15 protein-coding genes are annotated in these 14256 nt (G+C 71.7%); 9 read left to right on the top strand and 6 right to left on the bottom strand.

Annotated elements, in window-relative coordinates; all coding sequences use genetic code 11:
* Positions 1-43: 43 nt before the first annotated feature.
* Together GA0111570_RS07420 and GA0111570_RS07415 are read left to right on the top strand one after the other, a co-directional pair.
* Entirely contained in the window at positions 44-472 is a 429-nt protein-coding gene (locus tag GA0111570_RS07420) for an OsmC family peroxiredoxin (protein ID WP_092608665.1), read from the top strand.
* Positions 473-644: 172 nt separating this feature from the next.
* Positions 645-1010 carry a hypothetical protein gene (locus GA0111570_RS07415; RefSeq protein ID WP_092608662.1) on the top strand — a complete coding sequence of 122 codons (366 nt, stop codon included), beginning with the start codon at positions 645-647 and terminating at the stop codon, positions 1008-1010.
* Positions 1011-1034: 24 nt separating this feature from the next.
* Here the strand turns inward: GA0111570_RS07415 and GA0111570_RS07410 are convergent, their stop codons facing one another.
* From GA0111570_RS07410 to GA0111570_RS07400, 3 genes are all read right to left on the bottom strand, one after another.
* The gene (locus tag GA0111570_RS07410) at positions 1035-2306 is read right to left on the bottom strand and encodes a chloride channel protein (RefSeq protein ID WP_175557378.1); all 1272 of its coding nucleotides are present in this window, start codon (positions 2304-2306) and stop codon (positions 1035-1037) included.
* A gap of 128 nt (positions 2307-2434) precedes the next feature.
* Positions 2435-2824: a PAS domain-containing protein gene (locus GA0111570_RS07405; RefSeq protein ID WP_217634070.1), complete on the bottom strand. Its 390-nt coding sequence runs from the start codon at positions 2822-2824 to the stop codon at positions 2435-2437.
* 58 nt (positions 2825-2882) lie between these two features.
* A complete protein-coding gene (locus GA0111570_RS07400) occupies positions 2883-3794 on the bottom strand; it encodes a LysR family transcriptional regulator (protein WP_092608656.1) in 912 nt (303 codons plus the stop codon).
* Between the two features lie 70 nt (positions 3795-3864).
* Here GA0111570_RS07400 and GA0111570_RS07395 point away from each other — a divergent pair, with 70 nt between their 5' ends.
* Together GA0111570_RS07395 and GA0111570_RS07390 are read left to right on the top strand one after the other, a co-directional pair.
* Positions 3865-4935, top strand: a complete 1071-nt coding sequence (locus GA0111570_RS07395) for a YeiH family protein (RefSeq protein WP_245703062.1) — start codon at positions 3865-3867, stop codon at positions 4933-4935.
* 9 nt (positions 4936-4944) lie between these two features.
* On the top strand, positions 4945-5280 hold the full coding sequence (locus GA0111570_RS07390; protein WP_092608653.1) for a YnfA family protein: 336 nt from the start codon (positions 4945-4947) through the stop codon (positions 5278-5280).
* 2 nt (positions 5281-5282) lie between these two features.
* Here the strand turns inward: GA0111570_RS07390 and GA0111570_RS07385 are convergent, their stop codons facing one another.
* Together GA0111570_RS07385 and GA0111570_RS07380 are read right to left on the bottom strand one after the other, a co-directional pair.
* Positions 5283-6314 (bottom strand): pirin family protein, encoded by a 1032-nt coding sequence (locus GA0111570_RS07385; RefSeq protein WP_092608651.1) that lies wholly within the window; start codon positions 6312-6314, stop codon positions 5283-5285.
* Positions 6315-6419: 105 nt separating this feature from the next.
* Positions 6420-6884: an oxidoreductase-like domain-containing protein gene (locus tag GA0111570_RS07380; RefSeq protein ID WP_092608648.1), complete on the bottom strand. Its 465-nt coding sequence runs from the start codon at positions 6882-6884 to the stop codon at positions 6420-6422.
* Positions 6885-6946: 62 nt separating this feature from the next.
* On the opposite strand from GA0111570_RS07380, the gene arfB reads away from it, so the two are divergent.
* The 5 genes from arfB (at position 6947) to GA0111570_RS07355 (ending at position 12170) form a co-directional block, all read left to right on the top strand.
* Positions 6947-7393, top strand: a complete 447-nt coding sequence (arfB, locus tag GA0111570_RS07375; protein WP_092608645.1) for an alternative ribosome rescue aminoacyl-tRNA hydrolase ArfB — start codon at positions 6947-6949, stop codon at positions 7391-7393.
* Between the two features lie 231 nt (positions 7394-7624).
* Positions 7625-9433, top strand: a complete 1809-nt coding sequence (bluB, locus tag GA0111570_RS07370; protein ID WP_245703061.1) for a 5,6-dimethylbenzimidazole synthase — start codon at positions 7625-7627, stop codon at positions 9431-9433.
* A 163-nt stretch (positions 9434-9596) separates the two neighbouring features.
* Positions 9597-10031, top strand: coding sequence for a hypothetical protein (locus tag GA0111570_RS07365; protein ID WP_092608639.1), 435 nt, complete (start codon positions 9597-9599; stop codon positions 10029-10031).
* Between the two features lie 79 nt (positions 10032-10110).
* A complete protein-coding gene (locus GA0111570_RS07360) occupies positions 10111-10581 on the top strand; it encodes a DUF309 domain-containing protein (RefSeq protein ID WP_092608636.1) in 471 nt (156 codons plus the stop codon).
* Positions 10582-10739: 158 nt separating this feature from the next.
* Positions 10740-12170, top strand: a complete 1431-nt coding sequence (locus tag GA0111570_RS07355) for an alkaline phosphatase PhoX (protein WP_092608633.1) — start codon at positions 10740-10742, stop codon at positions 12168-12170.
* A gap of 312 nt (positions 12171-12482) precedes the next feature.
* Here the strand turns inward: GA0111570_RS07355 and GA0111570_RS07350 are convergent, their stop codons facing one another.
* The gene (locus tag GA0111570_RS07350) at positions 12483-14111 is read right to left on the bottom strand and encodes an MDR family MFS transporter (RefSeq protein WP_092608630.1); all 1629 of its coding nucleotides are present in this window, start codon (positions 14109-14111) and stop codon (positions 12483-12485) included.
* Positions 14112-14256: the final 145 nt, after the last annotated feature.

The following is a 14256-nucleotide window of genomic DNA, read 5'->3' as shown; positions in this document are numbered from 1 at the left end:
CTGGGGGTAACGCACAGCAAGCCAACGCACAGGAGGACATCAGATGGGAAATCTCACCAGTTCCACGTCCACCACCCATTGGGACGGCGACCTCATGTCCGGCAGCGGCACCACTGCGCTGACCACCTCGGGCATCGCTTCCTTCGACGTCTCATGGGCCAAGCGCGCCGAAGCGGGCGCCGACGCCACCAATCCCGAGGAACTGCTGGCCGCCTCGTACGCCACCTGCTTCACGATGGCGCTGGCCAACAAGCTCGCCGGCAACGACTTCCCGCCGAACAGCATCGACACGTCGGTGACGGTGACCTTCAACGTCGGCGTGGGGATCGAGAAGATCGCCATCAACGTGAAGGGGGACGTCCCCGGCATGTCGGACGCCGAGTTCGGCGCGGCCGCGAAGTGGGCCAAGGAGAACTGCCCGATCGGTGCCGCCCTCGGCGCGGTCACGGACAAGGAGCTCACCGTCGGCTGATCCACGTCGAGTCTGCCTCGTGGACGGGTGCCCCTGCTGGATCCGGCAAGGGCACCCGTCCGTGCCCAGGACGGCCGGCCGGTCAACTCGAGCTGCCTCCCCCACGGGCCGGTGACCCGGACGCCCGGCAGCACCCGCCCGCCCACATACCCAGGTGGGTATATTTCATGGCATGTCCGACAGCTCCCCCGACGCCCACGGCCTGGTCGACCGGATCCGACAGGAGCGGGCAGCCGCGGCCGCGGCGATGACCTCGCTGGGCGGGAACACGTCGACCTGTGCGATGGGTCGCGATGGACGCCCCTTCCCCGCGTACAAGTACCACGAGGGTCGTGCTGCCGCTCTCGGGAGGTTGGGCCGCCGGCTGCGTTCCGCGGGGAGCGCCGACCTGCGGACGATCGTCGCGGGGCTGGTTGGCGAGTGGCAAGCGGAGGTCGACCGGCGGGCCGGAGCAGGCCGGGACTGGGAGGCGTACGCCGCCGGTGGCCTGGACGCCGCCCGTGCCGCCGAGTCCTGGCTCGCGGACTCCCCCGCCTGATCGTACGGCCAGGCCGCAGGTTGCTCAGCGTCGGAGGACGCGCCGGCCACCGCTGAGCACCCGCTGGCGCGCCGTCCGGTCCAGGATGACCGCACCGTAGGCTACGGCCACCAGCACCGGCACCGTCCAGAGCGGCGGGCGGGTCAGTTCCCAGGCCATCGCCGCAGCGAAGAACGGCGCGCGCTGGGTCACCGCGAGGACCCCGGCGGCTCCGACCAGGGCCCACAGAGCGACGTCGGCCGGTCCGGCAGAGGGTTGGACGAGCAGTGACGCCGCTGCGCCGAGGGCGGCCCCCGTCGCCAGAGCCGGTGTCAGCAGGCCACCGACGGCCCCGGCCCGGATATAGAGCGTCGTGGCGAGGGGCTTGAGCACGACCATGACCGCCAAGAACAGCAGTCCACCCTGGCCGGCGAAGGCCACCTGCATGATGTCCTTGCCGTTGCCCGGCAGCTCCGGCAGCAGGATGGACAGGGCGCCGACGACGGTGCCGGCCGAGCCGATCATCACGGGCAACCGCCACCCGGGTGAGGGGCGCCGGCGTGTGGCCCCGTCGCGCAGGGTGTCGAAACCGTGTCCCAGCAGCGCGGCCAGTGGCATCGCGACCAGCAGCCAGGCCAGGGTGGCGAGGTCGGGCGAGGCCGCCGGGGCGAACGCGTAGACCGCCTCCCGGCCGACGACCGGCCAAGCGGTCACGGTCGCGATCGCGGACATCGCCACCGCGGTGGCCACCGCTCTCGGCGCCCGGGTGCGCAGCAGCACCTCCAGGGCGAACAGTGCCCCCGCCGTCGGGACGTTGTAGACCGCGGCCAGGCCTGCTCCGGCCGCAGCGGCGAGCACGATCCGGCCGAAGGGCTCGTCAACGCCGAGGCGGCGCCGGACCAGGTCGGCGAGCACGGCGGCGGTCTGCCGCGGCGCACCCTCGCGACCGATCGAGGCGCCGGAACCGACCACCAGGATCTGCAGCATCGCGTCGAGGGTGATCGGCAGGACGCGAAGGCTGCTGCGTGGGCCGGGAGCCCCACCTCCTGGTGGGGCGGTCTGGTCTGGGGCGGATCCGATGGCCTTCTCCAGCGTCACCATCGGGCCGCGGCGCCGTAGCCCCCACCAGCCCAGCCCGGCCAGCACCCCGCCGATCGTCGGGGCCAGCACCCGGCGCAGCGGGGAGGCCCCGATGATCTCGTCGATCAGGTGCGGGCCGTGGGCGCCGTACGCCAGGGCCTGCACGACGTGCAGCAGGAGGACCATCCCGCCACCGACCACGCCCGCGGCCAGGCCGCCGAGGAGGACGACGGCCACGGCACGAAGGCACCCTCGGACAACCCCTGCCATCGTCTCGCTCACGGATGCTCCTGGGGAGGGAAAGGGCGCCGGTCGACGATGCGGGAGGGCCCCCTCGGGCACGCCGGCGTGGGCAGGGACGCCCATCAGGACTCCTTGACGTACTCCCGCGCCACAGCGACGGCACCGATGGCCGTACCCTCGGCATCGTTGATCACGGCGAAGGTCATGGTCACGTAGACCTTACCGCCGTCGGCCGTGATGCCCTTGGTCCGGCGGGCCCGACCGTCCGAGGCGAGGTGGCCCGACTCCATGGCGGCACCGAAGCCGTGCTCGTGGGCGGTCCGCAGGTTCTCCGGGATGATGATCTCGACGGGCTCCCCGATGGCCTGCTCGGCCGTGAAGCCGAAGAGCTCGGTGCACTTCTGGTTCCACAGCGTGATGGTGCCGGCGTGGTCGATGGCGATGATGGCGTCGCCGGCCTGGTCCAGGGCCGCGGCGGCCAGGGCCGGATCGGTGGCTTGCTCGACGGTCATGGAGGTCCTCTCGTCGCTTAACTCCGGCTGCAGTGTATTAATCATCGCGGTGGTGTGGTCAAGAGCCGGTCCCACTCTCGGTGACAGCGCCCTCGGCGACCGCGACGAGCTGGGCGGCGATCCCGCGGGGCGGCTGGCCCGTCCGCCACACGGCGTGCAGGGGGCGGACCAGGTCCAGGCCCTCGATCGGGACGACCACCAGGTGGCCGGCACGGACCAGGTCCTCGACGACCAGTTCGCTCAGCACGGCCGGGGCTACCCCGGCCCGTACGCTCGCCCGCACCCCGGCGTTGCTGTTGAGGACGAGCGCCGCCGGGGCCAGGATCCGGGGCGCCAGGGCGTGTTCCAGCACGGCCCGCGTCCCCGAGCCGACCTCGCGGGTGACCAGCGGGGTCCGGGCCAGCTCGTCGGGCGCCACCGCCGTACGCTCCTGCCAGGGGTGGCCCGGCGCGACCACCAGGTGCAACCGGTCGTGGGTGACCACGTGGTGGCGCAGGCCGGGGGTCGGGACGTCGACCTCGACGAAGCCCAGGTCCACCTCGCCGTCATGCACCAGTCGCGCCACCTCGGCCGAGTTCTCGATCCTCAGGTGCACCCTGTCGTTCGGGTGCTGGCGACGCAGCCGCGCCAACCAGCCGGGCACCAGGTGCTCGGCGATGGTCATCGACGCGGCCACGTCGAGCTCACCGGCCGCGGCCGACTCCAGCGACCGCAGCCCGAGCGCCAGGGCATCCGCCTGGGCCAGCAGGGGCCGTGCCCAGGCGACCAGCAACTGCCCGGCGTCGGTGGGCTGGCTCCCCCGCGGCGTACGCCGGAACAGCACCAACCCGAGCTCACGCTCCAGCCGCCGGACCGCGCGGCTCGCATTGGGTTCGGCCATCCCGACCGCACGCGCTCCCGCCCCGAGGCTGCCGTGCTCGGCAACGGCGACCAGGAGGCCGAGGACCTCCAGGCTCGGACACTGAGTCATATCCGAATGATAGGGGCTGCTGCCGATCCGGGGACTACCGACCATGTCCGCCCGGCCGAAGACTGGTGGCGTGACGAACCAGCTGCAGACCCCGATGGCGCCTCTCCCCCGCGTGGAGCAGGTGTCGGACCCTGCCGTCTCCGGTCCTCGCCCTTCGACCGGCCGGGCCCTGCTACCAGGACTGGTCGCCTGCCTCGCCGCCGCCCTGGTCGGGCTGGTGGTCCGCCACTTCGTCCCGGCGGCCAGTCCCCTGCTGGTGGCGATCCTGCTGGGCGTGCTGGTCGCCAATGCCCGTCGCCCGGTCGAGGCCTGGCAGCCGGGGGTCGGCCTCGCCGCCCGCCACCTGCTGCGGGCGGGGATCGTCCTGCTGGGCCTGGGGATCAGCCTGCAGGCGATCGCCGGCCTGGGCTGGGCCGTGCTCGCCCTGGTGACGGTGATCGTCACCGTCGGCCTGCTCGGTACCTACGGCATCGGGCGGGCGCTCGGGTTGCCGCGGGAGGGCGCCCTCCTGGTGGCCAGCGGCTGCTCGATCTGCGGCGCCGCCGCCGTCGCGGCCGTCGAGGGCGTGATCCGCCCGCGCAAGGAGTACGTCGCGACCGCGGTGGCCCTGGTGGTGCTCTTCGGCACCGCGATGATCCCGATCGTCCCCCTGGTCGCCCGGGTGGCGGGTCTGCCGCCGCAGGTCGTCGCGATCTGGGCCGGTGGCGGTACGCACGAGGTGGCGCAGGTCGTCGCGATCGGCGGCATCGCCGGGGGTGGGACACTGCTGGCCACAGCCGTGGTGGTCAAGCTCGCCCGCGTCGTCCTGCTCGCCCCGGTCACCGTGGTCCTCGGCATCCAGCAGCGCCGCCTGACGGGCACCAGCGGGCGCCGGCCGCCGCTGGTCCAGCCGTTCGTGGTCGGGTTCGTCCTGGCGGTGCTGCTGCGCAGCTCGGTGACCCTGCCCGCCCCCGCCCTCGCCCTGGCGGGTACCGCCCAGACCCTGCTGCTGTCGATGGCGATGTTCGCCCTCGGCCTGGGCGTGAGCCGGGCGGCCCTGGCCCGGGCGAGCGGCCGATCGGTGCTGCTGGGCCTGTGCGGCACGGTGCTGGTGAACGTACTGGCGCTGGGCGGTGCCCTGCTGGTGGCCCGGGCGGGCTAGGGTCCGGGGATGGATGTCGTACGGTCCCTGGTCCTGTTCGTCGCGGCGGCACTCGCCGAGATCGGCGGCGCCTGGCTGGTCTGGCAGGGGGTGCGAGAGCACCGCGGCTGGGCCTGGATCGGGGCTGGCGTGATCGCCCTCGGGCTCTACGGGTTCGTCGCGACCTTGCAGCCGGAAGCCAACTTCGGCCGGATCCTGGCGGCGTACGGCGGGGTGTTCGTCGCCGGTTCGCTGCTGTGGGGAATGGCCATCGATGGCTTCCGGCCCGACAGGTTCGACGTGGCCGGCGCCCTGCTCTGCCTGGCAGGGGTCGCAGTGATCATGTACGCGCCCCGCGGGGCCTGAGCTCAGCTGGACGTGGGCCCAGCGGGCGTCAGGACGGTCCCGTCCGGATAGCGGGCGAAGCGGCCGGCCTCCCGGGGCTGCACCGGGTCGTCGACCGGCAGGGTCCACCGGCCGAACTCCCCGGCCCGGTAGTCGGTGAACGCCTGCACCAGCTCGTCCCGCGAGTTCGCCACGAACGGTCCCTGCTGGACCACCGGCGCCCCGATCGGACGCCCCTGCAGGACCAGCAGCCGGGCGCCGTCGCCCCCGGCGGTCACCGGCAGCGGGCTGTCCGCCTCCACCACCGCACCCTCGGCGACCAGCGTCTGGCCATCGACCGTGAGCTCACCGTCGTAGGCGTAGATGGTCCGGACGACCTGCGCGACGGTGGCCGCCGGCAGCGTCAGGGTCGCCCCCGGCTCCAGCGTCGCATGCCAGACCGCCACCCCGGCCTCGGGCCGTGCCGCCCAGGAGTGCGGCGGCGGGGTGAGCGGGCGGGCCTCCCCGTACACTCCGGCGACGACCTTCACCCGGGACGTACGTCCCGCGACGTCCTGCACCTCGACCACCGGGGTGTCCTCGGCCCAGAACATGGCGAAGTGCGGGTCGGCCTGCTTGTCCTCGGGCGCCAGGTTGATCCAGATCTGGAACAGGTGCAGCGGGTTGGGTGCGTCGTCGTGGACCAGCGGGAACATCTCGGCATGCGCCACCCCGCGGCCGGCGGTCAGCCACTGGGTGTCGCCGGCGCCGTAGCGGGCCACGGCACCCTCGGAGTCGGTGTGGTCGACCAGTCCCTCCTCGACCACCGTGATGGTCTCGAAGCCGCGGTGCGGATGCTGCGGGAACCCCGGGACCGTCTCGCCGTGGTACATGCTCCAGCCGTCCTTGCCGGAGAAGTCCATCCCCTCCTGGCGACCCTCCCGCCCCGACGAAGGGCGCATGCTGTCGCCATCGGCGGCAGGGAAGGCATCCAGGTGGTGGGCGGTGAAGAGGAACGGGTCCACGCCCGGCCAGGGACCCTCGGCGATGGAAAACCTCTGGATGATGCGGCTCATCTGCGCTCCTCTGTGGTCGGACGGTCAGTCGTTGTAGCGCATCGCCGACCCGGGAGTATTCCCCGGGCCGTGCCACCCGGCCAGGCTGTGGGGCATGCAGCAGGGTCAGCGGTCCAGCACGCAGTTCACGCAGCCGCTGTGGCAGCACTCCCGGTCCGGGGACTTCAGGTCGTACACCAGTCGGGCCAGGCGCCGTTCCAGCCCGCGACGCACGCCGTGCAGCCAGTGCGCCTGGTCCTCGTCCGGGCCGGCCGGGTCGATCGCCCACACCTCGGCCGACGGCCGGATCCCGGCGGGCAGCGCGACGAACCCCTGGGGATTGCGGAACCCCAGCACGATGACCTGTTGGTGCCGGGCGAACTCGTCGGGCTGCAGGAGCCGCGGTCGGGCCAGCTCCACCGGACGGCGCGTGGCCGCCATCTCCCGGCACACCTGCGGGGCGACCTCGTCGTACGGCTGCCGGTTGGCACTGTCGGTGGTGAAGTCGCCCTCGGCACGGGCGCGCGCCATCCCCTCGGCGAGCTGGGCGAGCCCCAGCTCGTCCAGTCCCACGAAGCACACCGTCGCCATCCCCGGGACCTCCTCACTCCCACCACCAGCGTAGGTGCGCCGAGAGGGACGACACTGGACGGGTGGAAGACCTCCTCGTCGCGCCCGGACCCGGCCTGCCCGAAGGCCTCGTCATCCCCGGCGACCTGCTGCGGGAGCGCTTCACGCACGCCTCCGGCCCCGGTGGCCAGGGTGTCAACACCTCCGATTCGCGGGTGCAGCTCAGCCTCGACCTCGCCGCCCTGGACATGCTGACCACCGCACAGCGGGAGCGACTGGCCGAACAGCTCGCCGGGAGGCTGGCCGACACCATCCTCACCGTGGAGGCCGCCGAGTTCCGCTCCCAGCTGCGCAACCGCCGCGCCGCTCGGGAACGGATGGCCGCTCTCCTCCGTACGTCACTGGGACCACCACCACCGCCACGGCGGCCGACCCGCCCCACGCGAGGTTCGCGGCGCCGCCGACTCGAGACCAAGCATCGGCGCTCCGAGGTCAAGCGCGGCCGTTCCCGTCCGTCGGCCGACAGCTGACGGCCCCGGCCCGTGTGCCCCGGTTCCGACCCCCACCACGAGCGCCCCGCAGACATGTCGTAACTTGGCCCCGACGGCAGATCGCACGCGGGTACGAGAGTTCCCGGCCACCTGAATGCCGTCCACCGCTCGGCGTGACAACGGCGTCACGTCGAGCCTTCCCTGCCACCCGCCAAGGGGCGGACTCCTGGCGTGCATGACCAGGCATCGGGCACCAGGAGGAAGCGGACCATGAGCGATGACACACGAGAGCGACCGGGCGCACCGATGACGTGGCCGCGGCCGGTGCCGACCGTCGGCGACACCACCTCGGCCCGGACGCGCCGCGACGACCCGGCCGGCTGGGGGTTCCCGGAGGCGGACGTCGATGCATTGACCCGGATCATCGACGCGCGCCGCGACATCCGCCGCTACCGTCCCGACCCGGTGCCGGCCGCGTTGGTGGAGCGGGTGGTGACGGCCGGCCACCACGGTCCCTCCGTGGGGCATTCGCAACCCTGGCGGTTCATCGTCGTCGGCGATCCGGGCATCCGCGACCGGGCGGCCGCCATGGCCGACCGCGGACGGGTCCGGCAGGCCGCCGGGATGACCGAGGACCGGGCCGCACGCCTGCTGGACCTCAAGCTGGAGGGACTGCGCGAGGCCCCGTTGGGCATCGTCGTGGCGTGTGACCGGCGGGTCCCTGCCGACGGGGTACTCGGCCGGGCCACCTTTCCTGACGCCGACATGTGGTCGTGCGCGGCGGCGATCGAGAACATGTGGCTCACCTCGCGAGCCCTCGGGCTCGGCATGGGCTGGGTGACCCTCTTCGAACCCGCCGAACTGGCCGGGCTGCTGGGCCTGCCCGAGGGGGTCGAGACACTGGGCTGGCTCTGCCTGGGCTGGCCGGACGAGCGCCCGCCCTCCCCCGGCCTGGAGCGGGCCGCCTGGTCCCGGCGCCTCCCCGTGGAAGACGTCCTGCTGCACGACCACTGGCCCCACGCCGACCAACCCGCACGTCCCGCTTCCCACCTGAAGGTCACCGCACCGGCGGCCGACCGGATGGTCGAGGCGACCGACGGCAGCGACGAGCTGCTGTCACCACCCGAGTCCCTCGGCCTCCTGGACCGGGTCCTGAACCGGATCACCGCGATCGGCGGTGCCGCCCTCGACAGCGGCATCCTCGTGCTGGCGGGCGCGGACCATCCGGTGGCTGCGTACGGCGTCAGTGCCTTCCCGTCCAGCGCGGGACGCGACGTGGTGGAGGCAGCCGCGGCCGGCCGCTCGGTCGGCGTGGCCGCCGCGACCTCGGCCGGTCTCGCGCACCTGGTCATCGATGCCGGGATCGACGGGGGCCCGGTCCCCGGCGTCCGCCACGTGCTCCCGTCAGGCCCGCGAGGTGACCTCGCCGGTTCCGACGCCCTCGGCCGCGCCGATGTGGACCGGATGCTGGAGGCCGGTCGGGAGATCGGGCGGGAGGTGGCCCGCCATGGGCTGGTGGCGATCGGCGAGGTCGGGATCGGCAACACCACGGTGGCCGCGGCCCTGACCTGTGCCCTGACCGGTCTGGAGCCCGGACAGGCGGTCGGGCTGGGCTCGGGCGCCGATGCCGCGATGCTGGCCCGCAAGCAGCGGGTCGTCGAGGCGGCCCTGGCGCGCTGGCGGGCCGGGACACCCGCAGAGGCGCCGACCGAGTCGGTCAGCGGCCACAACGGCGTTTCCGAGCTGTTGGCGGTCCTGGGCGGTGGGGAGATCGCCGTCCTGACCGGCGTGGTGCTGGGTGCGGTCGAGGCCGGCTCCCCGGTGGTCCTGGACGGCCTGGCCGGTTCCCTGCCGGGGCTGTGCGCGGCCAGGATCGAACCGGCGGTGCAGGCCTACCTCGTCGCGGGACAGGTCAGTAGGGAGCGGGCCCATCGGGTCGTACTCGACGAGCTGGGCCTGGAGCCGTTACTGGCACTGCGGATGCGGGCAGGTGAGGGGGTCGGCGCCTGCCTGGCCGCCTCGATGATCCTCCAGGGACTGTCCGTACGCCGTCTCGCCGCGCGCACCAGCGACGCCTGACCTCGGTGCCACCGAGGCGGCATCGAGGCGGTGCCGAGGGACCCGGCCGGCATCCGGTCCAGCGACCCGCCGGATCCTCGCCCGGGTGGTCGCGTACTGAGCGGCCAGATGTTCTCGGCATAGGCTGACGGCTGAACATCCCCCTACGGAAGAGGAACCCCCCATGAGTACTGCTCGTGTCCTGCTGCGTCTGGCCAGTCCCCTCCTTGTCACCGCCGGTGGCGCGGCCTGGGTCGTCATCACCCAGCAGCTCAAGGCCCAGAAGATCGAGGTCCACCCGGACTCCGAGAAGTTCAAGGGCCGACCCGTCGCCGACCCGATCACCGCCTTCGCCCAGGCAGCGGTGATCGAGAAGCACGCGCTGAACATGGGCGGTGGCCGCACCTTCGCCGAGATCAGCGAGGAGTGGATGGAGGCGAACGCCGCCGGTGACACCGAGCGTGCGGGCGAGATCGCCGGCACCCGCGAGATGGTGATGCAGGCCAACTTCCTGCGGGCCTCCCTCTTCACCTCCGTCCTGGCCTACGGCGTGTCGGCCCTGACCGTGGGCATCGGCGTGCTGACCGGTGTGATCGCCTCCGCCCTGCCGCGCGACTGACACGGCAGACGAGACCGACTGCGCCGGGGCCCGGGCTGGCGACCCGCCACAGCCGCGGACGTCGCGGCACACTGGGGACATGACCACCCGTGACCGCAATGCCGAGGGCCGTCCCGAGAACGCTCGTCCTCGGGACGGCCTCGGACGTCCGCTGCCCCGCGGAACCAGTGGGATCGAGAAGGTCGAGTACCGGTCCCGGACCGCCGCCGAGGCCCTCGACGCCGCGCAGGACTACCTGGATCGCGAAATGCCCTTCCACGCCCACGAGGTGTTCGAGGACCAGTGGAAGGCGTCGGATCCCGCGCATCGCGGGCTCTGGCAAGGACTCGCGCAGCTCGCCGTCGGGCTCACCCACCAGCGGCGCGGCAACACGCACGGCGCGGTCGCGGTGACGACCCGGGGCGCCGATGCCCTCGAGCCGTACGCGGCCGAGGAGCCCTATGGCATCGACGTGTCCGCCCTGGTCTCGTGGGCACGGGCCCTGGCGTCCCGGCCCGAGGGAGACGTCCCGGTCCCCCGGCTACTCAGGGGCGTGTACGACGCGGAGTGATTCCTGGCGAGGACCTCCCGGGGGCCCTCAATGCCCTGCGTCACCCAACGGTCGGGAGTCGTTCACCTCGTGGTCATCCTGAGGGCTCCCTGAGTTGACGGGAGCGGGACAAGGTAGGTGAGGTTTACCTATCCCCTGAGCAGTCCCGAAGGAGAAGAATGACTTCCAACGTCTCGCGCCGTGGCTTCCTCGGCGGCTCGGCCGTCAGCCTGGGCTTCGCCCTGGCCGGCGCCGGCAGCCTCGCACCGTTCGTCCGCACAGCGGCCGCCGACACCCGTCCGTCACTGGGCTACGGCAAGCTCGTCCACAAGCCAGGCGCCGTCCTGGCCCTGCCCGAGGGCTTTGACTACAAGGTGATCGCCAAGGCCGGCGAGACAGCTGGTGGCCTGGTGCACCCGTCCGATCCCGACGCCATGGGTGTCTTCCCGGGGTCCAACGGTGGCTCGGTCCTGGTCACCAACCATGAGAACAGCGGCAGCGAGAAGTTCCCTGTCCCCCATGTCGACGAGCGCCTGGTCTACGACGCCATGAGCATCGGCGGTACCACGACGATCGTCGTCGATGCCGCCAACAACAACACCCAGCAGTACGTCTCGGTCGCCGGCACGCACAACAACTGCGCCGGCGGCGTGTCCCCGTGGGGTACCTGGCTCACCTGCGAGGAGACCGAGGCCAAGGCGAAGGCCGGCGGCCTGCAGAAGGACCACGGCTACGTCTTCGAGGTCGACCCGACCTCCCAGGCCGCCAACTACGGCAAGTCGAACGTCCCGCTGAAGTTCCTCGGCCGCTACGCGCACGAGGCCGTCGCCATCGACCCGAGCGACTGGACCGTCTACGGCACCGAGGACGCCGGCAACCCGAACGGCCTCTTCTTCCGCTGGACCGCCCCCAAGGGCTTCAAGGGTGGCAAGGAGGCCCTGGTCAACCTGGCCAAGTCCGAGGGCGGTGACACCGCCGGAGTCCTCGAGGCGATGAAATGCTTCGCCGGCTCCACCTTCGTCGGCGACCTGTCCGAGGCGACCCAGCCGGGCACCCGTTACAAGGTCCAGTGGATCGACGTCCCCGATCGCGACGCCAAGGTCACCTCCATCCGCAAGCAGTTCGCCGATGGCGAGATCACCCGCTCGCGCAAGCTCGAGGGCATGTGGTGGGCCGACGGCGGCACCTACTTCGTCGCCAGCTTCGCCCGCACGAGCGACGGCTCGGCCAAGGAACACGACGGCCAGGTCTGGTTTTACGACCCGAAGTCGCAGACCGTCACCCTGAAGACCATCTTCGCGGTCAACACCGACCCGGACGCCGAGGGCAACAACTTCGACGGCCCGGACAACATCACCGTCTCCCCCGACGGCGGCCTGATCCTGGCCGAGGACGGCGACGGCAAGTCGCACCTGGTCGGCGTGACCAAGGAGGGCAAGGCCTACCCGCTGGCCCTCAACACGTCCGGCGACTCCGAGTTCTGCGGCCCCGCCTTCAACCAGGCCGGCAGCACGCTGTTCGTGAACATCCAGGGCCCGGGCTACACCCTGGCCATCACCGGCCCGTTCGGTGACCCGAGCAACGCGAACGTGGAGAACGCCAAGCGCTGATCCCCCCGGCCCCGCCCGGAACCGACGAGTGCCGTCCGCCCATCGGGGCGGGCGGCACTCGTGCATCAGGCGGAAGCGGACAATCGGGCCGGACCCCCGTGCGGTGAGCCGAATCTGATACCTCGACTCGCCACCCTGGAGCGAGAACCGTGACGATCCCCGTCCCTGCGTCGTTCTTCGAGCGGGGCGAGGGAGGGCCACTGGCTGGGGCGTCAGATTCGGCTCACCCCGAATTGGCCGTCCCGTTGAGCGGGGATGGACTCGGGCCGCAGCGGGAGAGTCCCGCTGCGGCCCGAGTGGCGAACGCGTGTGTCAGGCGTTGACGCTGACCGACTCGGTCTGGTCCTCGGCCGCGGACGCCTCGGCAGGGGCGGCCGACGGGGCAACGGGGAGGCGCTTGACCAGCGGCGAGACGGCCACCGCAACCAGGGCGATGATGCCGCCGACGATGAAGGCGAGCTGGGTGCCGGTGGCCTGGGCAGTAGCTGCCTCTGCCCCACCGGTGGCGGCCCGAGCTGCGCCGAGCGACATGGCTGCGATCAGGATCGCGGTGCCGGCCGCACCGGCCAGCTGCTGGAGGGTATTCATGATCGCGGAGCCGTGTCCGTACAGGTGCCGGGGCAGCGAGCTCAGGCTGACGGTCATCAGCGGGGTCATGACAGCTGCCATGCCGATACAGAACAGGACATGGGCAGAGACGACGTACCACAGCGGGGTCTGGGTGCCGATGGTGCTCATCCAGAACTGGCCCACGGCAAGCAGGACCACGCCGGGGATGACCAGCGGTCGGGGGCCGAAGACGTCATACAGCTTGCCCGCGGCGGGCGAGATGACGCCCTGGATCAGGCCACCGGGCAGGAGCAGCAGACCGGTCAGCATGGTGCTGACGCCCATGCCGAGCTGCAGGTGGATCGGCAGCACCATCACGGTGCCGAGCATGGTGGCCATGGCGATGACCACGATGATGACCGACCAACGGAAGGTCGGGACGCTGAAGGGGGCAAGGTCCAGCAGGGCCGCGCCGGTCCGGCGCTGGAGCTGGAGCTGGCGGTTAACGAACACCACGAGGGCGGCCAGGCCGATGACGAGGACGACCAGCGGCACCCAGGCGCCGTTCAGGACCGCACCGATGGAGGACAGGCCGTAGACCAGGCCACCGAAGCCGAGAGCGGCCAGGATCACCGAGGGGACGTCGAACGGAGCCTTGCGGGTGTCACCATCGGTGCGCAGGATGACCAGGCCGGCGATGAGCAGGACCAGCGCGATCGGCGCCATGATCCCGAACAGCCAGCGCCAGCCGAGGGCATCGACGACGAAGCCGGACATCGTCGGGCCGAGCGCCGGGGCGGCGGAGATGACGACGGAGTTCAGGCCCATGACGGTGCCACGGTGCTTGACCGGGACGGCCGTCAGGGTGGTGGCCATCAGCTGCGGCAGGATGACGGCAGTACCGCCGGCCTGCAGGAAGCGGGCGATCAGCAGCCAGCCGAAGGAGGGGGCGAAGGCTGCGAGCACGGTGCCCGCGAGGAACACCACGATGGCGGCACCGAAGAGCGCGCGGGTGGTGAAGCGCTGGAGCAGGAAGCCCGTGGTCGGGATGACGATGGCCATCACGAGCATGAAGCCGGTGGTCAGCCACTGGGCGGTCGAGGCGACGACGTTGAGGTCGGCCATCACTGCGGGCAGGGCGACGCTGAGGGCTGTCTCGTTCAGCATGGCCACGAGGGCGGCCAGGACGAGGACGCTGATGGTGGCGGTGACACGGCCGGTGATGTGCTCCGGTTCGATCTGCTCGACCTCGTGCTCGGTCAACTCGGAGACCGAGGCCGGCTGCTCGAAGACGATGTCCTCGATGACCTTCTGGGCGCGGCTCTGCAAGGGACGGTTGTGGGTGGGGCCGCCATTGGCCGTTTCATCGGGGATCCGGGACTGATCGTCCATAGGTCACCTTTCCTCTTCATCTGTCAGACGCACCACAAGAATGCCGTGCGATGTCACACTCTGCCACAATGTCACTTTGTGACACAAAGCGAGAATGGAACGCCGCCCCTCTCCGGGAGTTGGCGGACCGTCCCCCCAACAGCCG

This window comes from Raineyella antarctica (assembly GCF_900092135.1).
GTDB lineage: Bacteria > Actinomycetota > Actinomycetes > Propionibacteriales > Propionibacteriaceae > Raineyella > Raineyella antarctica.
Note: the sequence above shows the minus strand (reverse complement) of the source record. Positions and strands in the feature narration are given on the sequence as shown.